The sequence below is a fragment of the uncultured Shimia sp. genome (assembly GCF_913054185.1).
Lineage (GTDB): Bacteria > Pseudomonadota > Alphaproteobacteria > Rhodobacterales > Rhodobacteraceae > Shimia.
In genome coordinates this window covers 22,304-48,105 of sequence record NZ_CAJXIV010000019.1, presented here as the reverse complement: position 1 = coordinate 48,105, position 25,802 = coordinate 22,304, and the positions used below count along the sequence as shown (strand labels likewise).

Here is a 25,802-nt window from a genome sequence, read left to right as displayed (position 1 = left end):
CCGGATTACTACTTCCAGTATGACAATCCGCAGTTCCAGCAGATCATGGACACCTTGAACAAAGCCACTCTCCCAGCAGAGCGCACCGCCCTGCGCAAAGTGGCCCAAACCATGATCGCCGAAGACTATGTCAACGGCTACCTGTTCCAGCTGGCCTACCCAACTGTGGCCAAAGCGGGTGTGCAGGGCCTCTGGCTCAACGCGCCAACCCAAGCCACTGACCTGACCGCTGTAAGCTGGTCAGAATAACACCCCCCGCGCTGGGGCCACACCCTGTGGCTCCGGCGCAAATCATACCGAAAGCCGCAGCCATGATTGACCACATCCCCGCTGGCACCCTGCCCAGCCGCAAAGCCCCGCCCGCGTATTTCACCGGCGATGTCCGGATGGATTTGATCACGGAAAGCCGCCCCCCTTCGCAAGTTTTTGCCGCCCGCGTCACCTTTGAACCCGGCGCGCGCACCGCATGGCACACCCATCCCGTGGGCCAAATTCTTCATGTCCTGTCCGGCGTTGGCCTGATTGCCCTGCGCGGCGAAGCCCCACGCACCATCCGCCCCGGCGACAGCATCTGGATTGAACCGGGCGTCGAACATTGGCACGGCGCCACGCCCGACACCGCCATGTCCCATATGGCCATCCAACAGGTCGAAGACGGCTCCGGTGCCACCTGGCTCGAACACGTCACCGACGCCGACTACCTGAAACCAGCGACCTGACCGCCCATGCTCCGCTACACTCTCAAACGCGCCCTGTCTCTGGGCCTTAGCCTGGTGGTGGCCTCGCTGGTGATCTTCTTTGTGATCGAGGTGGTGCCCGGTGATCCGGCCAGCTTTATGCTTGGCCTCAACGCCCAACCTGACACCATCGCCGCCCTGCGCAGCGAACTGGGGTTGGATGTGTCCAAACTGGAGCGCTACCTCTCCTGGGTTGGCGGCATGGTGCAGGGCGACTTTGGCACCTCCTACACCTACCGCACCCCCGTGACCGAGATGATTGGCGACCGTATCTGGGTCTCCCTGCCTCTGGCCCTCTACGCCCTTACACTGTCGACCTTGATCGCCTTCCCCGCTGGTATCTACGCCGCCTCCCGCCGTGGCAAACCCGGTGACATGGCTGTGATGGGCGCAACCCAACTGGGTGTCGCTGTACCCAACTTCTGGTTTGCCATGATGCTCGTGCTGATCTTTGCCATCAACCTGCGTTGGTTCTCCGCCGGTGGTTTTGTTGGCTGGGAAAAAGGCATCCCAGCGGCAATGAAATCCCTGACCCTTCCCGCCATCGCGCTGGCCCTGCCGCAATCCGCCATCCTCGCCCGCGTCATGCGCTCTGCCCTGCTGGATGTGCTTGGCGAAGACTTCATGCGCACCGCCCGCGCCAAAGGCCTGACCCGCCGCCAAGCCCTGATGCGCCACGGTTTGCGCAATGCGCTGATCCCCGTGCTGACCATCATTGGCATGCAGTTTTCCTTCCTGCTTGCCGGAGCCATCATCATCGAACAGGTCTTCTTCCTACCCGGCCTCGGCCGCCTGATCTTCCAATCCATCTCCGCCCGCGACCTGATCGTAGTGGAAAGCGTGGTCATGCTGCTGGTCTTTATGGTGATCCTGGTGACCTTCCTGGTGGACCTCGCCTATGCCGCCGTTGACCCCCGCCTGAGGTCCCGCACATGATGCTTTCCCGCAATATCCTCTTTGGCGGCCTGCTCTGCCTCCTGGTGATCGCCGCAGCCCTGATCAGCTTTCTGTGGACGCCATTTGACATCACGCAGATGGACATCCCCAATAAGCTGCAAAAACCCGGCGCCATCCATTGGTTTGGCACCGACCATTTTGGCCGCGATATCTTTTCGATGATCATGGTTGGCGCGCGCACATCGCTGGCCGTGGCCCTTGTTGCCGTCGGCATCGGCATGGGTCTGGGCGTGCCTTTGGGGCTCTGGGCCGCCGCCAATTCCGGCAGCTGGCTCGACGAGCTGATCATGCGCGGCAACGACCTGATCTTCGCCTTTCCAAGCCTGGTCATCGCCATCCTGATCACCGCCATTCTTGGCCCCAGTGCGGTCAATGCCATCCTGGCCATCGGCATCTTCAACATCCCGGTCTTTGCCCGCCTCACCCGCGCCGGAGCACTTCCCTTGTGGCAACGCGACTTCATCCTCGCTGCACGGGTTGCTGGCAAATCCCACGCCCGCATCTCGGCCGAACACATCTTGCCCAACGTCGCCAACCTGCTGATCGTGCAAGGCACCATCCAGTTCAGCCTCGGCATCTTGGCAGAAGCCGGCCTCAGCTACGTCGGCCTTGGCGCGCAACCGCCCACACCGTCTTGGGGCCGCATGCTGGCGGACGCCCAAACCATGGTGTCTTTTGCACCGCACCTCGCGTTGATCCCCGGCTTTGCCATCATCATCTCTGTCCTCGGCCTAAACCTCTTGGGGGACGGGTTGCGCGACTTTCTTGACCCCAAAATCAGGGTGATGCGCTCATGAGCCTGCTCTCTGTTCAAAACCTGTCCCTGTCCATCGGCCCGCTGCCGATCCTGAAAGACGTGACCTTTTCCATTGCGCCGGGCGAGATCGTGGCTGTCACCGGCGAAAGCGGTTCCGGCAAATCCATGACCGCGCTGGCGGTGATGCAACTTTTACCAGACAGCGCTCGCACCTCTGGCCACATTATGCTGGGTGACGAAGAGCTCACCGCGCAGTCAGAAAAAGCCCTTTGCGCCATGCGCGGCAATGACGTCGGCATGGTCTTTCAGGAGCCAATGACCGCGCTCAACCCGCTGCACACCATTGGCCAGCAGGTGGCCGAGACCATCCGCATGCACTGCATCCTGCCCAAAGCCGAGGCAGAAGCACAGGCCGCCGCCATGCTCACTCGAGTTGGCCTGCCGCAAGATCGCTTCCCGCTGTCGCGCTACCCACACGAACTCTCCGGCGGTCAGCGTCAACGGGTGGTGATCGCCATGGCCATTGCCCGCCGCCCGCGCCTGTTGATCGCGGATGAGCCAACAACCGCACTCGATGTCACCACACAGGCCAAGATCCTCGACCTGCTTAAAGACCTCGTCGAAGACTTTGACATGGGCCTCTTGATGATCACCCATGACCTCGCCGTGGTGGCCGACATGGCGGATCGTATTGTGGTCATGCGCAAAGGCGAAGTGGTCGAGCAAGGCGACACCAGACACCTGCTTGCCCATATGCAGCATCCTTACACCAAAGCGCTGTTTGCCGCCTCCCGCCATCAGGTTGACTTGCCCAGCGCCGAGGAAGGGAAAACCGCCATCCTGTCTGTGCAAAACGCCACGCGCGACTACGCCTTGCCGCGCACAAAACTCTTTGCGCCACGCAGCTTTCACCGTGCGGTCAAAGGCATCAGCTTTGACATCCACCAAGGTGAGCGGGTTGGATTGGTCGGCGAATCCGGTTGCGGAAAATCGACCCTAACACGGGCGATTTTGGGCCTAGAACCTCTGCAAGACGGTAGCATCACGGCCTTTGGCACCGCCGTGGCCCCCGACATGCCGGCGCAGGCCCGCATCAAAACGCAGGTGGTGTTCCAAGACCCCTACAGCAGCTTCAACCCACGACACAAAGTTGGGCGCATCCTGACCGAGCCTTTCCATCTGGTCGATACGCCCCCCACCCGCGCCGCACTAACGCAGATCATTGGCGAGGTGCTCAGCGACGTTGGTTTGCAGCCGTCTGACGCGCAGAAATACATCCACGAATTCTCCGGCGGTCAGCGCCAGCGCATTGCCATTGCCCGCGCCCTGATCACCAAACCTGAGTTGATCATCTTTGACGAAGCGGTCTCTGCACTCGACGTGTCCATCCGGGCGCAAGTCCTCGACCTGATTGCCGAGCTCTCCCGCCGTCACAATCTGGCCTATCTGTTTATCTCCCACGATCTCTCTGTGGTGCGCTCTGTAACCGACCGCGTGTTGGTGATGCAAAACGGTGAGATTGTGGAGCAAGGCGAGACCGAGACGGTCTTCACCACGCCACAGCACCCCTACACCCAAACCCTGATCAACGCCGCGCCGGTGCTTCCGGATCTGGCCGCGTTGAGTGACAAAACTGAGACCGCCCATGCCCCTGCCTGACCTGTTTTTTGACCCATCCAAATGCCTGATTGGCGGCCTTTGGCAAACCGCTGCCTCTGGCGACACACTGGAGTTGACCAATCCGTCGGACGGCACCCATTTGGCTGCCATCGCGCGGGGCACATCCGCTGACGTTGACGCCGCTGTTGCCGCCGCCCATGCTGCCCGTGCTGGCGATTGGGGACGCGCCACCGCTGTGGAACGTGGCCGTATTCTCACCCGCATTGGGCAGCTGGTGCTGGAGCACACCGACACCTTGGCCAAACTCGAAGCTTTGGACGTCGGCAAGCCGCTCACCCAAGCCCGCAACGACGTGATCGCTCTGGCCCGTTACATGGAATTCTACGGCGGCGCAGCGGACAAAGTGCATGGCGAAACCATCCCCTACATGGATGGCTACACCGTCTACACCCTGCGCGAACCCTTTGGCGTGACCGGCCACATCGTGCCATGGAACTACCCGATGCAGATCATTGGCCGCTCGGTTGGCGCTGCCCTCGCCATGGGCAACGCCTGTGTTCTGAAACCAGCGGAAGAAGCCTGCCTCACCGCGCTGGCCTTCGCCGAACTTGCGCAGCAAGCCGGTCTGCCCGCCGGTGCTCTGAACGTGGTGCCCGGCCTTGGCGCCGAAGCCGGTGCCGCGCTCGCAGGTCATTCAGACATTCAACACATCTCCTTCACCGGCTCCGTCAACACCGGCCGCCTTGTTCAAACCGCCGCTGCGCAACACGTCGTGCCCGTCACGCTGGAGCTCGGCGGCAAAAGCCCGCAGCTGGTGTTTGCGGATGCTGACCTCGACGCAGCGCTTCCGTTTCTCGTGAACGCAGGCATCCAGAACGCCGGTCAAACCTGCTCTGCCTCCTCGCGCATCCTTGTCGAGCGCTCCGTTTATGATGAAGTCACCAGCCGCATGGCCGCCGCCTATGCCGAGATGCGCGTCGCCCCGGCTCTTGACGACGCCAATCTCGGCCCGCTGATCTCTGGCCGTCAAAAAGAGCTTGTCTCCGGCTTTCTGGCCAAAGGCGCAGACCTGCACACCGCCGCCCAGGGCCAAATCGTCACCGACGCCCCCGGCCACTACATTGCGCCAACCCTGTTTGCCGACGTCCCACCAAGCCACACGCTGGCCCAGGACGAAATCTTCGGCCCGGTACAAGCGCTGATCCCGTTTGACAGCGAAGAGGAAGCCCTCACAATTGCCAATGGCACCAAATACGGCCTTGTCGCCTCCATCTGGAGCCAAAACGGCGCGCGCCAAATGCGCCTCGCCAAGTCGCTGAAGGCTGGTCAGGTCTTCCTCAACAACTACGGCGCTGGTGGCGGCGTGGAACTGCCCTTCGGCGGCACCGGCCACTCCGGTCACGGCCGCGAAAAAGGCTTTGAGGCCCTGTTCCACTTCAGCCAACTCAAAACCGTCGCCGCCCTGCACGGCTAACGCAAAAGGACTTCATTATGCGTCTTGAAAACAAAACAGCCATCATCACCGGCGGCGCTCAGGGCTTCGGCGCGGGCATTGTCGACAAATTCCTCGCCGAGGGCGCCCGCGTGCTCGTGGCCGACATCAACGGCGACATGGCCACCACCAAAGCCGCCGAACACGCCAACGCCCTCCCCTGCACCGTCGACGTCGCCAATGCCGCCAGCGTGCAAGCCATGATCGACACGGGACTCTCCGCATGGGGCCACATCGACATCCTTGTGAACAACGCGGGCGTCACCCACCTGCCAGCCCCGATGGAAACCGTCACGGAGAGTGATTTTGACCGCGTCTTTGCGGTGAACTGTAAATCGATCTACCTCATCGCCCAGTCGCTGGTGCCACACATGAAGTCGCGCAAGACCGGCGCAATTCTCAACGTCTCCTCAACCGCAGGCCTCTCCCCCCGTCCCAACCTCAACTGGTACAACGCCTCTAAAGGCTGGGTGAACACCGCGACCAAAGCCATGGCGGTGGAGCTCGCCCCCCACGGCATCCGCGTGAACGCCATCAACCCGGTTGCCGGTGAAACCCCGCTTCTGGCCTCCTTCATGGGCGAGGACACCCCGGAAATCCGCGCCAAGTTTCTCTCTTCCATCCCCTTGGGCCGCTTTTCGCAGCCCGAAGACATGGGCAACGCCGCCGCCTTCCTGTGCTCCGACGAGGCCAGCATGATCACCGGCACCCTGATGGAAGTGGACGGCGGGCGCTGTATCTAAAGCAGTTTGCGTTTTACAGGAGCAAGCGGATCGCTTTTCGCGTTCGACCGCATGGGAGAGGCAGCGAACAAGCGATTCAATTCAAACGCAAACTGCTAAAAGCGCCGCCTCCTTAAGCAAACACCCCCCAACCGCCCAAAGTTTCATCACCTTGGGCGGTTGCGTCACACCCTCCCCCCACGGACACTCTGGCCCTTTGCCGCAGCGCAGCGTTAGCTCAATCCAACGCCAGCCAGCGGAGTCCAAAGCGCCGTGACCGCCCAGCTCACCATCCTGATTGTCGAAGCCGACAAGACACGCGCCGATGCCATCATCGACAGCCTGGTTGCCACCGGCGATCACCACATTCGTGTGCTTTCAGAAACCACCGGCCTCGCCAGCTCCGTGGCAGAGCTGACCCCTGATCTGGTTCTGGTCGACCTCGCCAAGCCTAGCCGCCAGGACATTGACGCGCTCACACGCGCCACCGAACCGCTCACACGCCCTGTTGCCCTATTTGTTGATCATTCCGACGATGGTCTGACGCAACTGGCGATTAAAGCCGGTGTCTCTGCCTATGTGGTCGATGGCATGCACCCGGATCGGATCAAACCCATTCTGGACGCCGCCATCACCCGCTTTCATATGATTTCAGACATGCGCAGTGAGTTGGCCAACACCAAACAGGCGCTGCAAGATCGCAAAATCATTGATCGCGCCAAAGGCCTTCTCATGCAGGCACGCAACATTTCGGAAAATGAGGCCTATGCTCTGCTGCGTAAGACCGCGATGCGCGACGGCAAGAAAATAGCGGGCGTGGCGCAGGCTTTGGTCACCGCCTCTGACCTCTTGTCCTGAGCACGCGGTCTGCACCTCCACCGCCCCCCATTTAAAAGACAAAAGTGCGCTCCACGTTATGCCACGCGCATTACTGCGCGCCGTTGCTGACCCGCGCACCTGTCGCAAACAGTAGCTGTGTTTGGTTCAATGTTGGGCAGGAATACGACTCTCTCAGGCATATTTGCCCAAAAATTAGGCATCCACACAGAGAATTGCGGCATTGCAGCATTTTTCCGCACATCGCGCTTGAGACTCACCAAGCCGCGCCACCTAATGGACCCAACGCAGGACAACGACGTTCTGTTTTGACCCTGAATGACCAGGGACATTTTGAGCAAAGCCGCTCGACCCCGCCGACCCTCCTCCTTCGGCGCTGGTCGCGCGGCTTTTTTGTTTTCCTGCCCTCTCTTCCAATTCGGGGCACACCAAAAGGAACGCCACAAATGCATCGTTTCGCCGCCCTTCTTGCTGCGACCACCGCTCTGGCCGCGCCAGCCGCCGCCGAGCTTGAAAAAGATGAACTGACCTTTGGCTTCATCAAACTAACAGACATGGCGCCGCTCGCCGTGGCCTATGAGCAGGGCTACTTTGATGACGAGGGCCTGTTTGTCACTCTGGAGGCTCAAGCCAATTGGAAAGTGCTGCTCGACGGCGTGATCGACGGTCAACTTGACGGCGCGCATATGTTGGCAGGTCAACCGCTCGCCGCCACCATCGGCTACGGCACCAAAGCGCACATCATCACGCCATTCTCTATGGACCTGAACGGCAACGGCATCACCGTCTCCAACCAGATCTGGGAAGAGATGAAGCCGCATGTGCCGCTGATGGACGATGGCCGCCCGCAACACCCAATCTCCGCCTCCGCGCTGAAGCCGGTGGTTGCGACCTACGCCAACGAAGGCAAGCCGTTTAACATGGGCATGGTCTTCCCGGTCTCCACCCACAACTACGAACTGCGCTACTGGCTCGCTGCTGGTGGTCTGCAACCGGGCTACTACTCCCCCGAAAACATCACCGGTCAGATCGGCGCCGATGTGCTGCTCTCCGTAACCCCGCCGCCGCAGATGCCCAGCACGATGGAAGCGGGCACAATCTACGGCTACAGCGTGGGTGAGCCTTGGAACCAGCAAGCCGTGGTCAAAGGCATCGGCGTGCCCGTGATCACCGACTACGAACTCTGGAAAAACAACCCTGAGAAAGTCTTCGGCCTGAATGCTGATTTTGCTGAGCAATACCCAAACACAACACTCGCCGTGACCAAGGCGCTGATCCGTGCGGCGCAGTGGCTCGATGAAAACGACAACGCCAACCGCGCCAAAGCGGTGCGCATTCTGAGCCAGCCAGACTATGTCGGCGCGGATTACGACGTGATTGCAGCCTCCATGACCGGCACTTTTGAATACGAAAAGGGTGACAAGCGAGACGTTCCCGACTTCAACGTATTCTTCCGCTACCACGCGACCTACCCGTTCTACTCCGACGCCATCTGGTATCTCACCCAGATGCGCCGCTGGGGCCAGATCTCTGAGGCCAAGCCGGACAGCTGGTATGACGAGGTGGCCAAATCTGTCTACAAGCCCGCGATCTATTTGGAAGCCGCCCGTCTGCTGGTGGACGAAGGCTTGGCCAACGAAGCGGATTTCCCATGGGACAGCGACGGCTACAAAGCACCCACCCCGTCTGAGGACATCATCGACGGCATCGCCTACGACGGCCGCATGCCCAACGCCTACCTCGACAGCCTGCCAATTGGCCTGAAAGGGGATCAGCGTGTGGTGGGCGCGGAGGTGCAAGGCTGAGCCCAATCGTGGGGCGCAACGGACGGGCCGTTAACACGCGCCTGTCCGGCAAAACCGCACCTCCGCAAAACAGCCGCGATACCGACGTTATACCGACGCCAAAATCAGCCGCGCCCCGGCATTAACCAATACTGCAACAGCGCTTAGAGCCACGGACAGACCAATGACCACAATCGACCCGCAAAACATCGCAGATGAAGAACGCGAAGCCCGCCGCGCCCGCCTCTTCACCCGCATCAACAAGGCCGACACTTGGTTCCAAGTCTTCGGTCTCAGCTTCCTCACGCCCATTCTGAAAGCCGCGGCTGGTGACAACCCAAAAGCACAAGCTGTTGAAATATGGCGTCTTTTGGGCGTGCCACTGCTGGCCATCACAGTCTTCCTGATGCTCTGGACCAACCTTGCGCCCAAGGTGCAAACCTCCCTCGGCGCTGTTCCCGGCCCCCAGGACGTCTGGACCGAAGCCGTCCTTCTGCACAAAGACGCCCAGGCCAAAGCGGTCAAAAAGGCAAAGTTCAACGAACGAGTAGAGGCGCGCAACGCCAAATTCATCGCCAACGGCCAGCCGGAAAAAGTCAAAGATATCAAGTACACAGGCAGTCCCAGCTACTACAATCAAATCTGGACCTCGATCAAAACCGTGTTCGTTGGCTTCCTGATCGGCACTGCAATTGCCGTGCCAATTGGCATCATGGCCGGCCTGTCGCCCTACGCCAACGCCGCCGTGAACCCGCTGATCCAGATCTTCAAACCGGTCTCGCCACTGGCATGGCTCCCCATTGTAACCATGGTGGTTTCCGCCACTTACACCGTGGATGACGGCTTATTCTCCAAGTCCTTCCTGACGTCTGCAATCACCGTAACTCTTTGTTCTCTCTGGCCAACTCTGATCAACACCTCCCTCGGCGTGGCCTCCATCGACAAGGATCTCGTGAACGTCTCCAAGGTGTTGAAGATGAACACTTGGACCAAAATCACCAAGCTGGTGCTGCCCTCTGCCCTGCCACTGATCTTCACCGGTCTGCGCCTGTCGCTCGGAGTTGGTTGGATGGTGCTGATCGCCGCAGAGATGCTGGCGCAGAACCCGGGCCTCGGAAAGTTTGTTTGGGACGAGTTCCAAAACGGCTCTTCCAGTTCGCTCGCCAAGATCATGGTCGCGGTCTTCACCATCGGCATCATCGGCTTCCTGCTTGATCGCCTGATGTACGCCATCCAGTCACTCTTCACCTTCACATCCAACCGGTGATCGACATGAGTCTTCTGAAATTTAATAACGTCTCCAAGAGCTTCGGCGAAGGCACCGCCAAGTCCGACGTTCTGAAAAACATCAATCTGGACGTGCAAGAAGGCGAGTTCCTCGTTCTCCTCGGCTTCTCCGGCTCCGGCAAAACCACGCTGATCAACCTTATGGCGGGCCTCGAATTGCCCACTTCCGGCAGCGTGACGTTCAAGGACAAACCGATCACCCAACCGGGACCAGAACGCGGTGTGATCTTCCAATCCTACTCTCTGATGCCTTGGCTGACGGTGAACGGCAACGTCCGCCTGGCGCTCGACAGCGTGTTCCCCAACATGCCCAAGCCCGAGAAGGAAGAGCGCGTCGACCATTACATCAAGATGGTTGGTCTATCCCACGCGACAACCCGCCGTCCGGCGGAGCTGTCCGGTGGCATGCGCCAACGTGTCAACGTGGCTCGTGCTCTTGCGATGAACCCCGAAGTTTTGCTGTTGGATGAGCCCCTTAGCGCGTTGGACGCCCTCACTCGCGCCAATCTTGCGGACGAAATCGAGGCCATTTGGGACGCGGAGAAAAAGACATGCGTTTTGATCACCAATGATGTGGACGAAGCGATCATTCTCGCGGATCGCATCATCGCGCTGAACCCGGATGGCACCTTAGGACAGGAGTTCAAAGTCGACATCCCGCGCCGCCGGGACCGTTTGGAAATGAACCACCACGAAGGGTTCAAGAAATTGCGTACTCAGGTCACCAAACACCTGATGGACGTGGGCATCGCGGCGAAAGCGGAAGACACCAAAACACTGCCTAACGTCACGCCAATCCACGGTGTGCCTGCTGCCGTCAAAGATGCTCAAAAAGGCATGATCGACCATAATTTTTTGGACTTTTCACAGCTGCACAAGATCTACCCAACACCGAAAGGTCCGCTGACCGTGGTGGAGGGTTTTGATCTCAAAGTGCAGCGCGGCGAATTCATTTCGTTGATCGGTCACTCCGGTTGCGGCAAGTCAACCGTGCTCACCATGGCCGCCGGTCTCAACCCGATTTCCAAAGGTGGCATCCGTCTGGATGGTCGCCATGTGGAAGGTGCCGATCCTGAACGCGCAGTGGTGTTTCAATCGCCTAACCTGTTCCCTTGGTTGTCCGCCAAAGAGAACGTGGCGATTGGTGTGCACAAGGTCTACCCCAAAGCCAGCCAAGGTGAGCGCCAGGACGTCGTAGAATACTACCTCGAACGTGTCGGCCTAGCCGATGCCATGGACCGACCTGCGCATTCTATGTCTAACGGCATGAAACAGCGGGTTGGCATCGCCCGCGCGTTTGCTTTGTCCCCGAAACTTCTTCTTTTGGATGAACCCTTTGGCATGCTCGACAGCCTGACGCGCTGGGAGTTGCAGGAAGTATTGATGGAAGTCTGGGACCGCACCAAGGTAACAGCAATTTGTGTGACGCATGACGTGGACGAAGCCATCCTTCTGGCAGATCGCGTGGTCATGATGACCAACGGCCCGCAAGCGACAATTGGCAAAATTGTAGATGTCGACCTGCCACGCCCGCGCACGCGCAAAGCCCTGCTCGAGCACCCCGACTACTACCGCTACCGCCAAGATGTTCTCGATTTCCTTGAAGAATACGAGCACGGCGCCAAACCCAGCACGAAACCCGCCAAAGCCATTGCAGCGGAGTAAACTATGACACCGAAACTTATCATTATTGGGGCCGGGATGGCCGCCGGGCGCGCCCTGGAACATCTCTTTGAAGCGGCCCCTGACGCCTACGAGATCACGCTGTTTAACGCAGAGCCACGTGGCACTTACAACCGGATTATGCTTTCCCCGGTCCTGTCGGGCGACAAGACATTCGACGAGATCGTCACCCACACCGCTGAATGGTATGAGGAAAATGGAATAAACACACGCTTTGGCGAAAAGGTGGTTGGAATCGACCGTGCAGCACAAACCGTAACTTCTGACAGCGGCGACGTGCTACCTTATGACAAGCTTATCATCGCCACAGGCTCCACTCCGTTTATCATCCCGCTGCCAGGTCACGATCTGGACGGCGTGATCGCCTATCGCGACCTTGAAGACACCAACGCGATGATCTCCCTCGGAGAAATCCCCGATGCAAAAGCTGTTGTGATCGGTGGCGGCTTGCTGGGGCTCGAAGCCGCTGCCGGCCTCGCGCTGCGTGGTGTGGACGTGACTGTGGTCCATATTATGGGCCACTTGATGGAACGCCAGTTGGATGAAGCCGCAGGCTATCTGCTGCGCAAGACGCTGGTGGACAAGGGCATTACCGTGAAATGCTCTGCCAACTCTAAGGAAATCCTTGGCGAGGATAGCAAAGTTAAAGCGCTGCTACTGGACGACGGCACGGAGTTGCCGTGCGACTTATTGGTTATGGCTGTGGGCATTCGCCCGTCAGTGGCTTTGGCAGCTGAGGCTGGCCTCGCGACTGGTCGCGGCATCCATGTGGACGACCAGATGGTCACTTCGGATGCAAACATCCTGTCCCTTGGCGAATGTGTGGAACACAACGGCGACGTCTTTGGCCTCGTTGCGCCGATCTTTGATCAGGCCAAAGTGATTGCCAAAACACTGGTTGGTGGGGATGCGGCCTTTGTGAACAAAGATGTGGCCACCAAGCTCAAGGTCACCGGTTGTGACCTTTTTTCCGCGGGCGATTTTGCGGAAGGGGAAGGCCGCGAAGACATCGTGTATCGCGACCCTGCGCGTGGCGTCTACAAACGGCTTGTAATCGAGGAGAACCGCATCGTCGGCGCCGTCATGTACGGCGACACAGCAGACGGTAACTGGTTCTTTGGATTGATCAAAGATCGAGAGGACATCTCCAAGATGCGCGATACGCTCATCTTTGGTCCGGCTTTTCAGGGAGGGTCCCCATTGGACCCTATGGCAGCCGTTGCAGCCTTACCGGCTGACGCAGAAATCTGTGGCTGCAACGGCGTATGTAAAGGTCAGATCGAGGACGCCATTGGCAACGGCGCCACAACGCTTGAAGATATCAAGGTAACCACCAAAGCCTCGGCATCCTGCGGGACGTGCACAGGTTTGGTGGAACAAGTTCTCGCGGTCACGCTGGGCGATGACTTTGTCGTGCCTGCCGCGAAGTCTGTCTGTGGTTGCACGGATCTGACGCATGAAGATGTGCGACGCTTGATCAAATCCAAAGAGTTGAAATCGCAACCGGAGGTTTGGCAGGAGCTTAGTTGGTCGACGCCAAATGGCTGTCACGTTTGCCGACCCGCGATCAACTACTATCTGCTGGCCGATTGGCCGCTGGAGTATCAAGACGATGCACAGAGCCGTTTTGTGAACGAGCGCAATCACGCCAACATCCAGAAAGACGGCACTTATTCGGTTGTGCCGCGCATGTGGGGTGGGATCACCACCTCAAGTGAGCTGCGCGCCATCGCGAATGCAGCTGACAAATTCGACGTTCCAACGGTGAAAGTCACCGGCGGTCAACGCATCGATCTTTTGGGCGTGAAAAAGGAAGACCTTCCAGCGATTTGGTTCGACCTGAACCAAGCTGGTTTGGTTTCCGGTCATGCTTATTCCAAGGGCTTGCGTACAGTGAAAACCTGCGTTGGCTCAGATCACTGCCGCTTTGGCACGCAGGACTCCACCGGTCTTGGTGTGAAGCTCGAAAAGCATCTCTGGGGGTCCTGGACGCCACACAAGTTGAAACTCGGCGTCTCCGGCTGTCCGCGCAACTGCGCCGAGGCCACATGCAAGGACATTGGCGTGGTCTGTGTGGACTCCGGCTACGAAATTTCCGTTGCAGGGGCGGCTGGCATGGAAGTCAAGGAAACCGAACTTCTTTGTAAAGTTGCCACCGAGGAAGAAGCCATCGAGGTAATTTCCGCCATGACGCAAATCTACCGCGAAAACGCCAAGTATCTCGATCGGATCTTTAAGTGGGTCGCTAAGGTTGGACTCGACTGGGTCAAAGAGCAGGTTGTCGATGACTTAGAGAACCGCAAAGCTTTGGCCGAGCGTTTCGAGGTTTCCCAATCCGTCTATCGCACCGACCCATGGGCCGAGCACGCATCCGGAAAGGCCGAAACCTATCAGCCGGTCGCAAACCTCTCACTGGAGGCAGCAGAATGAACTGGATTGATATCTGTTCCGTCACCGACATCCCCCTGCGCGGCGCGCGGTTTGTGAAAACCGCCGTGGGCTGCGTTGCCGTCTTCCGTACGGACAACAACGAGGTCTTCGCGACATCAGATCGTTGTCCGCACAAAGGTGGCCCGCTGTCGGAAGGCATCGTACACGGGAAAGCAGTCACCTGTCCGCTCCACAATTGGGTCTTCTCGCTGGAAACTGGCAAAGCTCAAGGCGCGGATGTGGGCCAGATTGCAACGTTTGCCACGCAAATCATCGAAGATCGGGTGCTGCTCGACACATCAGAACTGACCACTGGGGTTGCCGCAGAATGACATCTCAATCCACCTGTACCACTTGTCCTTATTGCGGTACCGGTTGCGGTGTTCTTGCCACACCGGATGGTGCAGGCGGGCTCACTGTAGAGGGTGATCCGAAGCACCCCGCAAACTTTGGGCGTCTCTGTTCCAAAGGTTCCGCTCTCGGAGAAACCGTTTCGACAGAAGGTCGGCTGCTCGCGCCGCAGATCGGTGACCAACCAGCGAGTTGGGAGGAAGCACTCACACTGGTCGCGGAGAAGTTCCGCACCACAATCGCGGAACACGGCCCTGACTCAGTGGCATTTTATGTGTCGGGACAGTTGCTCACTGAAGACTACTACGTCGCCAACAAGCTTATGAAGGGCTACATCGGCTCTGCCAATATCGACACCAACTCGCGCCTGTGCATGGCATCGACCGTTGCTGGCCACAAACGGGCTTTTGGCACAGACACAGTACCTGGCACCTACGAGGACTTGGAATTGGCCGATTTGGTCATTCTAACGGGTTCAAATCTCGCTTGGTGCCATCCAGTGCTGTATCAACGCATCGCAGCTGCGAAGGCAACACGCCCCTCAATGAAAGTGGTGGTTATCGATCCGCGCCGCACAGCCACCTGTGATCTCGCGGATATGCACCTTGCGATCCAACCCGGCACTGATGTGGCGTTGTTCAACCACTTGCTCAGCCAATCGCACGCTAAGGGCGTCGTTGATTTGGCGTTTGCTTCTCAAAGCCTCACTGGTTTTTCAGAGACGCTCGATACCGCGTACAAAACAGACGTCGCGGTTACAGGCCTGAGCCAAGAACAGCTTTCCGATTTTTCCAATTTGTGGGTTAACACAGAGAAAAGCGTCACTGTGTTCTCGCAGGGCGTTAACCAATCCGACCATGGCGCAGATAAAGTCAACGCCATCATCAATTGCCATTTGGCAACGGCGCGCATTGGTAAACCTGGATGTGGTCCTTTTTCCGTGACCGGGCAACCAAACGCGATGGGCGGTCGTGAAGTTGGCGGCCTTGCCAACACACTTGCGTGCCACCTCGATATTGAGAACCCGGCACATCGCGCAAGTTTGCAATCCTTTTGGAACACACCAACCATCGCAGAGCGCCAGGGGCTCAAGGCAGTCGACCTGTTCGAAGCGGTCGGCAACGGAAAGATCAAAGCCCTTTGGGTGATGTGTACAAACCCTGCTGTCAGCATGCCCAATGCCACAAAAGTGCGGGAAGCGATTTCGAATTGCAATTTTGTCGTGGTATCAGACATGTTTGCCACAACCGACACCGCACGCTTGGCAGATGTTGTCTTGCCGGCCACGGGGTGGGGAGAAAAAGACGGAACGGTCACAAATTCCGACCGTACAATCAGCCGACAACGATCCGTTTTTCCAGCGCCAGGTAACGCGCGGCATGATTGGCAGATCATTTGCGATGTTGCCAAACATATGAGGTTTTCTAAGGGTTTCGATTTTTCCGGGCCCGCCGACATTTTTCGCGAACACGCAGCGCTGTCCGGTTTGGCTGCGAAGTTGGGCAAGGACTTTGACATCTCCGGTTTGGCACAGGTTTCAGATGTGGAATACCAAAGTATGACGCCCGTCAGGTGGCCCGTACACTCCCAAGGAAAAGTGCCCAACAAGAGATTCTTTTCTGACGGTAAGTATTTTACGGCGGACCGGCGCGCGAAAATGGTTCCTGTTACGCAACCTCACTTTCCACAAGAGCTTAAACCACCACTATTTCGCCTAAACACAGGACGAATTCGGGATCAGTGGCACACCATGTCACGCACTGGACAATCTCCCCGCCTCAACCAACATTACGGCGAACCATTTCTGGAAATCCATCCAACCGACGCGATCCAGCATGGGTTCCTTGAGGCCGACTTAGTGAAGGTCTCCAATTCATTTGGCTCCGTGATACTGCGTGCATTGGTCACTGATCGCGTTCGTCAAGGGCAGGTATTTGCTCCAATTCACTGGACCGGAGAGACCGCGGGCAATTCTGTTGTGTCTGATTTGGTCCCACCGGTGGTGGACCCTGTCTCCGGTCAGCCAGACAGCAAATCTGCTTACGTTAGCCTCTCCAAATTTAACGCGGCCTGGTACGGCTACGCTGTGGCGGTACAGCAACCACATGCAACCACAAACTACTGGGCTAAAGCCAAGCTTGCAGACGGGTGGCAACTTGAATTGGCGAACGTCAACACACCAGAGAGTTGGGAAGGTTTTGCGCGGACATTACTGCGAACTGGAGAGGCTCAGTGCTCCAGCCTGTTTGACACTTCTAAAGGCCGCGTTCGTATGGCCTTTCATTGTGGCGAACAATTGGTCGGAGCCCTGTTTGTAGATCGGTCCCCGGTTCAAATGTCACGGACATTTGCTGGAAAGGCGCTTGGTCAAAGCGGTCTCGGCGTTTTGGCTGGGCGCCCAAGTACCGTCCAGCTTGATCCCGGCGCCACGGTTTGCGCGTGCTTCAATGTCGGTGTGAACACTATTTTAGCAGCCATCGAAGACAAAAACCTCGTGTCAGTAGAACAAATTTCCACGACATTGTCCGCAGGTTCCAATTGTGGATCATGTAGACCTGAACTCGCCGCACTATTGAGCGAAGCGCGCCGACAACTGGCTGCTGAATAGTCCGATAGTAATCCCATTCGTGAATTCCCGAGCACGGTTTCATTGAAACATGCGGCCATTTGCAGGGTGAGTTGCCGCCAGGTCAGGCCAGAAATTCGCACACCCCTTAGGCGTTTGCCACCACGCAACACACTCAAAGCGCGAAACACAGCACAAAACACGCAAAATTGGCAAAGCCCAAAAACGGCATGTTTGTCGGTTTTGAACCATGATATGACGGTTTCCTGAAGGCACCACTGTGGCGACCCCAATCGCGAGCGGAGTCGGCGAAAACTTTGTGGGCTTAGGCATATTTTCCTTGATTTGTGTCGCAGGCGAGCCGCAGCATAACGAAAACAAAAATATTCAACATGGGAGTTTCCAAATGAATGAAGAGCTTAAGTTCCTGAGCCGCCAGGCTGCTTTGGGTACAATTTCACGCCGCAAGTTCCTCGGCCGCGCTGGTGCGCTTGGCGTTTCGGCAGCAGCTGCAAGCACCATGCTTGCTGGCGCTGTTCACGCAGCAGGACCGCAAAAGGGCGGTACACTGCGTATTGGTTTGCAAGGCGGTTCGACCACCGACAGCCTTGACCCGGCACTGGCAGCAAACACAACGGCTGTAAACCTGATCCGCATGTGGGGTGAACCTCTCGTCGAGCTGACTGACGACGGCGGCCTGCAAGGCAAAGTTGCTGAAAGCTTCGAAGCCTCTGCCGATGCAACTACGTGGACCTTTACCATCCGCAAAGGCATCACCTTCTCCAATGGCCAAGAAGTAACCGCAGCCGACGCCGCGGCTACGCTAGACCGTCACGCCGGTGAAGAGTCAAAGTCTGGAGCCCTTGGCTTGCTGCGCGACATCAAAAATGTCAGCACCAATGGCCGAGATGTGGTTATCGAGCTCAACAACGGCAACGCTGATTTGCCTTACCTAATGAGCGACTATCACCTGATCATTCAGCCAAACGGTGGCAAAGATGCGCCGGATGCTGCAATTGGTACTGGCCCCTATATCATGAAAGAAGTTGATATGGGCGTGCGCTTTGTGGCTGAGAAAAACCCCAACTATTGGGGCGAAATTGGCCATGCAGAGGCCATCGAAATGCTGGTGATCAACGACAATACCGCCCGCGTTGCAGCACTGCAATCCGGTCAAGTTGACATCATCGACCGCGTTCCACCACGCACAGCGGGCTTGGTGGCACGCGCCCCTGGCATCACTGTCTCCTCCACAGCTGGCCCAGGCCACTACGTGTTTATCGCACACGTAAACACTGCGCCGTTTGACAACCCTGATCTGATGATGGCTCTGAAATACGGCATTAACCGTCAGGAAATGGTCGATAAGATTCTGTTTGGGTACGGTTCTGTCGGCAACGACTCTCCAATCAATGCGGCCTATCCGATGTATGAGGAAATGGAGCAACGCGAGTACGATCCGGAAAAAGCGGCTGAGTATTTCAAGAAATCCGGCCACGAAGGTCCGGTTCTTCTGCGCACGTCCGACAACTCATTCCCAGGTGCACCGGATGCAGCAGCACTGTTCCAACAGTCTCTAAAAGCAGCTGGCATCGAGCTCGAAATCAAACGTGAGCCAAACGATGGGTACTGGTCTGAAGTGTGGAACAACAAGCCATTCTGCACCAGCTATTGGGGTGGCCGCTCCACGCAAGATCAGATGTTCACAACCGCGTATCTGTCCACAGCCGACTGGAACGACACACGTTATAAGAGCGATAGCTTTGACAAGCTGCTCATTGCTGCACGTGCTGAGCTTGATCAGGACAAGCGCAAGAAGATGTATGCCGATATGGGCATGATGGTGCGCAACGAAAGCGGCCTGATCTGTCCGATGTTCAATGACTTCGTCGACGCCCACACCGACAAGATCGGCGGTTGGGTCGAAGGCGTTGCAGGTTTCTCCTTAATGAACGGTTACGCGGCACAGCGTATGTGGGTGACAGGCTGATATGTCGCTCCTTGTAAAACTATTGGCCCAGCGCATCGCGCTGGGTCTCCTTTTGCTCTTCCTCGTCTCAATTCTGATTTTTTCCGGCACCATTATTCTGCCGGGAGACGTGGCCCAATCCATCCTTGGACAATCCGCTACCCCTGAAGCGTTGGCCAACATGCGCCGTGATCTCGGGTTGAATGAGCCACCGGTCCAACGCTACTTCAACTGGCTCGGCGGTTTGCTGCAAGGCGACCTCGGCACCGCACTCACCAGCGGTAAGGACATTGCCGAATCCATTGGACGTCGCCTCGGAAACACACTCTTCCTGGCCTTCTGGGCCGCGGTCATCTCTGTGCCTCTTGCGATTTTGCTTGGCTTGATTGCCGTGCGATATCGCGAACGCTGGCCGGACAAATTGATCTCCGCTGTCACTCTGGCGTCTATTTCTGTTCCTGAGTTTCTGATTGCTTACGTCGCGATCTTTTTCATTTCGGTTCGTCTGCGATGGGCACCATCAGTTACAACAATCAATGACAGCATGAGTTTAGGTGAAAAACTGCACACAATTTCTATTCCTGTGGCCGTACTTACGCTGGTTGTTCTGGCACATATGATGCGTATGACCCGCGCGGCCATATTGAATGTGATGCAATCTGCATACATCGAGACTGCAGAACTAAAAGGCCTGCGCATGTTCACCATCATCTGGAAACACGCTCTGCCCAACTCCGTCGCACCAGTCATCAACGTTGTCATGCTCAATATGGCCTACCTGGTCGTGGGTGTTGTTGTGATCGAGGTGGTCTTCACCTATCCCGGCATGGGGCAATATTTGGTCGACCATGTGTCCAAACGTGACATTCCGGTGGTGCAGGCCTGCGGCCTGATATTTGCAGCTGTCTACATCGGGCTCAACATGGTGGCCGACATCGTATCCATTATTGCCAATCCGCGTTTGCGGCATCCGAAGTAGGGAACACGTTATGAGAATACCCATAGCTGCCCTGATCGGGCTTTTCTTCACCGGTGCATACTTCTTTGTCGCGATTTTCGCGCCTTGGATTGCACCCTATGACATGGCGGAGGTTGTCAGCCGCGATGTTTGGCTACCACCGTCATCCGAATTTCTTCTTGGTACCGACAATCTTGGGCGTGATCTGCTCAGTCGTATGATTTACGGCGGGCGGACCACAATCTTCATAGCCACGGCAGCAACCATCCTCAGCTTCACGACAGGATCTATACTTGGCTTCCTCGCAGCTGTCTTAGGCGGTTGGGCGGACCAAGCTATGAGCCGGTTTGTCGACTTGATCATGTCGATCCCGTCACTGATTTTTGCGCTTGTTGTATTGTCCGTTATGCCGGTTACCGTTCCTGTCCTTATCCTCGTTATGGGACTTTTGGACAGCACGCGGGTGTATCGCTTGGCACGCGCCGTGGCCGTAGACATCAATGTCATGGACTACGTCGAAGCCGCAAAACTGCGTGGCGAAGGCCGTGGCTGGATTATCTTCCGCGAAATCCTACCCAACGCGCTAAGCCCGCTTGTTGCGGAAATGGGGTTGCGGTTTATCTTTATGGTTCTGTTTGTGTCCACCCTTTCATTCCTTGGTCTGGGTGTTCAACCACCGCAAGCTGATTGGGGTGGCATCGTAAAAGAGAACGCTGATGGCATCGTTTACGGCATTGGCGCAGCGCTTTATCCAGCCGTTGCCATCGCTACATTGGCGATATCTGTGAACCTCGTTGCGGATTGGGTCCTCAACCGCACCACATCACTGAAAGGAGGCCGCGGATGAGCGACAATCTTCTGAAAGTTCGCGACCTCAAAATTGGCGCCACCGTTTATCCCCCTGGGGAAAAACCGCATGACATTGAGATTGTGCATGGTGTGAGCTTCGACGTTGAAAAAGGCAAAGTGCTCGGCCTGATTGGTGAGTCCGGCGCGGGTAAGTCAACCATTGGCTTGGCCTCTATGGCGTATGGGCGGGGTGGCGTAAAAATCACCGGTGGTGAGGTTTGGGTCAATGGACGCGACATCCTGACAACCAGTCACTCTGACGTGCGCGCACTGCGCGGCGGCGAGGTTACCTATGTGAGCCAATCCGCGGCAGCTTCGTTCAACCCAGCCAAAAAAATCATGGATCAGGTCACTGAAGCAGCCATTCTTCAGGGTAAGTTCTCCAGCAAAGAAGCGGTAAGCCGGGCCATTGAATTATTCCGGAAACTTGGCCTCCCAGATCCGGAGACCATCGGCAATCGGTATCCGCACCAGGTATCCGGTGGCCAACTTCAACGCTGTATGACCGCCTTGGCCCTGTGCCCAGAACCTGATTTGGTTGTGTTTGACGAACCAACAACCGCACTAGACGTAACAACGCAAATCGACGTTCTCATGGCCATAAAAGAAGCCATCCGCGACACCGGCGTTGCCGCCCTCTACATCACGCACGATCTTGCGGTTGTGGCGCAAGTCAGCGACGATATTCTTGTGCTCAAGATGGGCGACATGGTTGAGTACGGCACTGTGGATCAGATCATCAATGATCCGCAAGAAGACTACACAAAAGCGCTGGTGTCAGTTCGCTCAATTGAGCATGAAGAAAAAGAGCCGACGCCTGAGCCTGTCCTCAAGGTACAGAACATAACTGCGCGTTACAAAGGCACGAACTTTGATGTTCTGAAAAACATCAACGTAGAGCTTCACCCCGGACAAACTTTGGCTGTTGTGGGCGAAAGTGGTTCGGGTAAGTCTACATTAGCGCGTGTGATCACGGGTTTGCTGCCTCAGAGTAACGGCAGCGTGCACTTTGCAGGTCGCGATTTGAGCAGAGACCTTGCGGGGCGCAAAAAGGACGACTTGCGCGAGTTGCAGATGATCTACCAGATGGCAGACGTTGCGATGAACCCGCGTCAGACCGTTGGCACAATCATCGGGAGGCCGCTCGAATTCTACTTTGGCTTAAAGGGCGCCGAGAAACACAAAAGGATCATTGAACTTCTTGACGAGATCGAGATGGGCGAGGCCTTTATTGACCGCTACCCGGCTGAGCTTTCTGGTGGGCAAAAACAACGGGTTTGCATCGCGCGGGCCTTGGCTGCCAAGCCAAAAATGATCATTTGTGACGAGGTAACCAGTGCGCTTGATCCACTGGTGGCAGATGGCATTCTGAAACTCCTGCTTGACTTGCAAAAAATCGAGGATGTGGCTTACCTGTTCATCACGCATGACCTGGCAACAGTGAAGGCCATCGCGGACTCCATTGCTGTGATGTATCAAGGGGAAGTTGTTCGGTACGGAGGTAAATCCGACGTTCTGTCACCACCATTTGATGACTACACCGACCTGCTACTCAGCTCGGTACCTGAGATGAAGCTGGGGTGGCTCGAGGATGTCATCGCAAACCGTAAAATGGAAAGCGCAGGAAACTAAAACCTGACTAACCAGACTCGACGGTGGCGTTCGCAAGGACGCCGCCGTTTTTTATGCGCAATCAAACCAAAAATGTCGGCCCTGTGCTTTCAATTGTAGAATCTTGGTCTACGGTTTTCACAACATCGGAGGACGGTAAGCTGGACAACAAATTACTTCTCATCATTTTGGATGGCGTGCCCTGGCGGAACTGGTCGCGTCTTTTTGGCAATTTGGAAGGCTGGGTTGCTGATGGCACTGCCCAAAAATGGAAAATGACCTCTGTTCTACCGTCTATTTCTGCCAGCTGTTACGCTTCGATTCACACCGGTGTCACACCTCAAGAACATGGCTGTACCGGCAATGGAAACGTGTTTCGGATCAAACAACCTGATATCTTCTCCGAAGTACGCAAGGGTGGAGGCAAAACCGGAGCTGTTGCCCATTCTTTCTGGTCCGAATTTTTCAATCGGCATCCATTCGATTATGTTCGCGATATCGAGTATGATGAAGCTGATAGCCAAACCATCAACCACGGTCGGTTCCACACAATGACCGGGTATGGCGCGGCCAATCAAATGACGCCGTCAGATGTTGATTTGTTCGCAACCCTTACCAATCTCTGCCTCAACCATGGGCTAGATTACGGCATGTTACACACATGTACGTTGGATAGCATGGGGCATCGGTTCCAGCACGACAGCCACGAAATGGATCACGCGTGTTTTGTGATGGACGAAATGTTGGCGCCTTTCATTCCGAGATGGCGACAGATGGGATTCGAAGTGATTGTCACGGCAGATCATGGTCAGGATGCACGGGGACATCATGGCGGCAATGACCCACTGCAACAGGAGTTTGCGCTCTATTACTTCGGTGATGCCAATGGGCCAAAGGCTGATGCGGTTCTTTCGCAGCTCCAGCTCGCTCCAACCATTCTTGGCCGCCTCGGCATCCAGGCACCGCCCTCGATGAAGGCGGCGACATTCCTAAAATGAAACGCGTGAGCTTAGGGAAGCACTTTGGTGAGTGCTTTCTTTAGCGTACCAACGATGAGATCAATGTGGGACGTCTCCATAATAAACGGCGGTGCCAACAAAACGTGAGCTCCTTGCTTGCCGTCTATGGTACCTCCCATCGGATAACAGATCAGACCGGCTTCGAACGCTGCTATCTTCAGGCGCGCAGGTATAGCGAGTTCAGATTCAAAAGGCTCTTTGGTCTCGCGATTCTTTACGACTTCCAACCCTAGAAACAGACCACGACCGCGAATGTCTCCAATGTGTGGATGGTGCAAAAACGCATTATGAAGCTCGTCCATTAGCTTCGCCCCCATTGGCGCAACATTCGAGATGGCATCGTCGTCGATCAGTCGCTTAGCAACAGCCAGCGCAGCTGCAGCCGCAGTTGGGTGCCCATTGTAGGTGTGCCCGTGTTGAAAAAAACCTGACCCCTGTTGGATCACATCGTAAATTTCGGACGTGCAAAGCATGGCACCTATGGGCTGGTACCCCGCGCCAAGCCCTTTTGCGATGGCGCAAATATCCGGAAAAATGCCCTCTTGCTCATAGGCAAACAAACTCCCGGTGCGGCCCATGCCACACATCACTTCATCCAAAATGAGCAAAACACCGTACTTGTCACAAATCTCCCGCACCCTTTTGAAGTAACCCTCAACAGGTGGCACTGCGCCTGAAGTTGCGCCCACGATCGGCTCAGCCACAAAAGCCATAACCTCCTGCGGCCCAAGTTCAAGAATTTTGTCCTCCAGTTCTTGCGCCACACGTTGTCCATAGTCGAAACTGGTCTCTTCGGGGTTTTGCCCGCGATAAGCATAACACGGCGAAATATGATGCGTTTCCATCAACAAGGGAGAGAACGGCTCGCGTCGCCAAAGATTTCCGCCAGTTGCCAGGGCTCCAAGTGTGTTGCCGTGATAGCTTTGACGCCGAGCAATCACATGCCGACGCTTCGTTTCGCCTTTTTCAAACACATATTGCCGGGCCAACTTCAAAGCGCTCTCTACGGCCTCAGATCCGCCCGACACCAAGTACACGCGATCCAGATTTCCGGGGGCATTTTCAATTAATTTGCCTGCCAACCGTTCAGCGGGTTCTGACGTAAAAAAACCCGTGTGTGCAAAGGCAACGGCATCTACTTGCGCTTTTATCGCTGCCAGCACAGCTGGGTCAGAATGCCCCAAACAGCTCACTGCGGCGCCACCGGAGCCGTCGAAGTATGCTTTGCCAGACGTGTCGTAAAGAAAAGGCCCCTCCCCCCGAGCAATGACGGGCAACTCTTTTCGGCTATGCCTTGGGAATACGTGGCTCATTGACCTTGCACCTTTCCTAACATCGAGCGCCCCAAACGATTGGCGCATTGAACAACACCGGACACGCTTTCTGCATTGTCCTTAAGCAATTGCCCGTCAGATCGATGGACGTTGTTTTCAAACCCAACCCTGACATGGCCTCCTTGGCGGATTACGGATTGCATAACAGCTTGCTCACTCTCTCCAAACGCACACACGGTCCATGAAGACATTTCCCCGGCTAAAGCGGTCAGTAGCGGTGAAAGCTCCTCTACCTTTGCAGGCTTTGGAGGGTTGTATTGTCCGGTAACAAGCAAAACATCCCGTTGAGTAGAGGCAATCGCCGCATCAGAAAGCCACGCCCGATACTGCGCGATGTCTCTCGCATCATAGAGAATGTGTTGAATTGAAACGCCTGCCTCATGGGCAAAAGCATACAGCTGGCGAGAAACAGTGTCGTCTCGCGCCATTTCACGGACTGACACACTCGCAGCTGAGGGCACCAACTGTTTCAATGTTTCAAACTGTTCCGCCACGTCAAATAGCCCAGCAGCTTCTGTTGTGATCTGGATTTGCATGTCTGGCGCAGCTTCAGACACCGCGGAAATTGCCTCCCGGTATCGCGCTGGGTCTAGGGTATGCTGGCCCTTGCCATCTCGAATATGCAGATGAAGCTCATGCGCCCCTGCAGCAGAGCATTGCCTTGCAGTGTAGGCAATATCCTCAATGGAAACGGGTAGGTTCGGGTGATCTGTTTTGGTCTTACGGGCACCATTGGGAGCAACGGTCACCTTTAAAGGCACCAAGGCTTCACACCCCAATTGCGGCTTGATGCTGTTTTTGGGCATCTCTGTTTCTTTCTGTAGTCGGCGACCTTCAAG

20 protein-coding genes and 1 pseudogene are annotated in these 25,802 nt (G+C 56.6%); 19 read left to right on the top strand and 2 right to left on the bottom strand.

Annotated elements, in window-relative coordinates; genetic code table 11:
- From QZ517_RS06415 to QZ517_RS06325, 19 genes and pseudogenes are all read left to right on the top strand, one after another.
- A pseudogene (locus tag QZ517_RS06415) lies at positions 1–249 on the top strand (ABC transporter substrate-binding protein); the annotation flags it as partial.
- Between the two features lie 62 nt (positions 250–311).
- Positions 312–719: a cupin domain-containing protein gene (locus QZ517_RS06410; protein WP_294223902.1), complete on the top strand. Its 408-nt coding sequence runs from the start codon at positions 312–314 to the stop codon at positions 717–719.
- A gap of 6 nt (positions 720–725) precedes the next feature.
- Positions 726–1,673, top strand: coding sequence for an ABC transporter permease (locus QZ517_RS06405; protein WP_294223900.1), 948 nt, complete (start codon positions 726–728; stop codon positions 1,671–1,673).
- Entirely contained in the window at positions 1,670–2,491 is an 822-nt protein-coding gene (locus tag QZ517_RS06400) for an ABC transporter permease (RefSeq protein WP_294223897.1), read from the top strand. The genes QZ517_RS06405 and QZ517_RS06400 overlap by 4 nt, the downstream gene beginning before the upstream one ends.
- Positions 2,488–4,110 (top strand): ABC transporter ATP-binding protein, encoded by a 1,623-nt coding sequence (locus QZ517_RS06395; RefSeq protein ID WP_294223894.1) that lies wholly within the window; start codon positions 2,488–2,490, stop codon positions 4,108–4,110. The genes QZ517_RS06400 and QZ517_RS06395 overlap by 4 nt, the downstream gene beginning before the upstream one ends.
- Positions 4,097–5,545 (top strand): aldehyde dehydrogenase family protein, encoded by a 1,449-nt coding sequence (locus QZ517_RS06390; RefSeq protein ID WP_294223891.1) that lies wholly within the window; start codon positions 4,097–4,099, stop codon positions 5,543–5,545. Before QZ517_RS06395 ends, QZ517_RS06390 begins: the two co-directional genes overlap by 14 nt.
- Before the next feature lie 17 nt (positions 5,546–5,562).
- On the top strand, positions 5,563–6,306 hold the full coding sequence (locus QZ517_RS06385; RefSeq protein WP_294223888.1) for an SDR family oxidoreductase: 744 nt from the start codon (positions 5,563–5,565) through the stop codon (positions 6,304–6,306).
- 252 nt (positions 6,307–6,558) lie between these two features.
- Entirely contained in the window at positions 6,559–7,143 is a 585-nt protein-coding gene (locus QZ517_RS06380; protein ID WP_294223885.1) for an ANTAR domain-containing protein, read from the top strand.
- A gap of 425 nt (positions 7,144–7,568) precedes the next feature.
- Complete coding sequence (locus QZ517_RS06375; protein ID WP_294223882.1) at positions 7,569–8,927, top strand: CmpA/NrtA family ABC transporter substrate-binding protein; 1,359 nt, start codon at positions 7,569–7,571, stop codon at positions 8,925–8,927.
- Between the two features lie 163 nt (positions 8,928–9,090).
- Positions 9,091–10,173 carry an ABC transporter permease gene (locus tag QZ517_RS06370; RefSeq protein ID WP_294223880.1) on the top strand — a complete coding sequence of 361 codons (1,083 nt, stop codon included), beginning with the start codon at positions 9,091–9,093 and terminating at the stop codon, positions 10,171–10,173.
- 5 nt (positions 10,174–10,178) lie between these two features.
- Positions 10,179–11,858 carry an ABC transporter ATP-binding protein gene (locus tag QZ517_RS06365; protein WP_294223878.1) on the top strand — a complete coding sequence of 560 codons (1,680 nt, stop codon included), beginning with the start codon at positions 10,179–10,181 and terminating at the stop codon, positions 11,856–11,858.
- 3 nt (positions 11,859–11,861) lie between these two features.
- On the top strand, positions 11,862–14,306 hold the full coding sequence (gene nirB / locus QZ517_RS06360; RefSeq protein WP_294223875.1) for a nitrite reductase large subunit NirB: 2,445 nt from the start codon (positions 11,862–11,864) through the stop codon (positions 14,304–14,306).
- Entirely contained in the window at positions 14,303–14,638 is a 336-nt protein-coding gene (gene nirD, locus QZ517_RS06355) for a nitrite reductase small subunit NirD (RefSeq protein ID WP_294223873.1), read from the top strand. Before nirB ends, nirD begins: the two co-directional genes overlap by 4 nt.
- Entirely contained in the window at positions 14,635–17,265 is a 2,631-nt protein-coding gene (locus tag QZ517_RS06350; RefSeq protein ID WP_294223870.1) for a nitrate reductase, read from the top strand. The genes nirD and QZ517_RS06350 overlap by 4 nt, the downstream gene beginning before the upstream one ends.
- Before the next feature lie 364 nt (positions 17,266–17,629).
- Positions 17,630–19,213 (top strand): ABC transporter substrate-binding protein, encoded by a 1,584-nt coding sequence (locus tag QZ517_RS06345; protein ID WP_294223867.1) that lies wholly within the window; start codon positions 17,630–17,632, stop codon positions 19,211–19,213.
- A 1-nt stretch (position 19,214) separates the two neighbouring features.
- A complete protein-coding gene (locus QZ517_RS06340; protein ID WP_294223864.1) occupies positions 19,215–20,171 on the top strand; it encodes an ABC transporter permease in 957 nt (318 codons plus the stop codon).
- 10 nt (positions 20,172–20,181) lie between these two features.
- Positions 20,182–20,997: an ABC transporter permease gene (locus tag QZ517_RS06335; RefSeq protein ID WP_283425663.1), complete on the top strand. Its 816-nt coding sequence runs from the start codon at positions 20,182–20,184 to the stop codon at positions 20,995–20,997.
- Positions 20,994–22,631, top strand: coding sequence for an ABC transporter ATP-binding protein (locus tag QZ517_RS06330; protein WP_294223857.1), 1,638 nt, complete (start codon positions 20,994–20,996; stop codon positions 22,629–22,631). The genes QZ517_RS06335 and QZ517_RS06330 overlap by 4 nt, the downstream gene beginning before the upstream one ends.
- A 140-nt stretch (positions 22,632–22,771) precedes the next feature.
- Complete coding sequence (locus tag QZ517_RS06325) at positions 22,772–23,608, top strand: alkaline phosphatase family protein (RefSeq protein WP_294223906.1); 837 nt, start codon at positions 22,772–22,774, stop codon at positions 23,606–23,608.
- 11 nt (positions 23,609–23,619) lie between these two features.
- On the opposite strand, the gene QZ517_RS06320 is transcribed toward QZ517_RS06325, so the two are convergent.
- Positions 23,620–24,942: an aspartate aminotransferase family protein gene (locus QZ517_RS06320; RefSeq protein WP_294223854.1), complete on the bottom strand. Its 1,323-nt coding sequence runs from the start codon at positions 24,940–24,942 to the stop codon at positions 23,620–23,622.
- A complete protein-coding gene (locus QZ517_RS06315) occupies positions 24,939–25,769 on the bottom strand; it encodes a 3-keto-5-aminohexanoate cleavage protein (protein WP_294223851.1) in 831 nt (276 codons plus the stop codon). Before QZ517_RS06315 ends, QZ517_RS06320 begins: the two co-directional genes overlap by 4 nt.
- Positions 25,770–25,802: the final 33 nt, after the last annotated feature.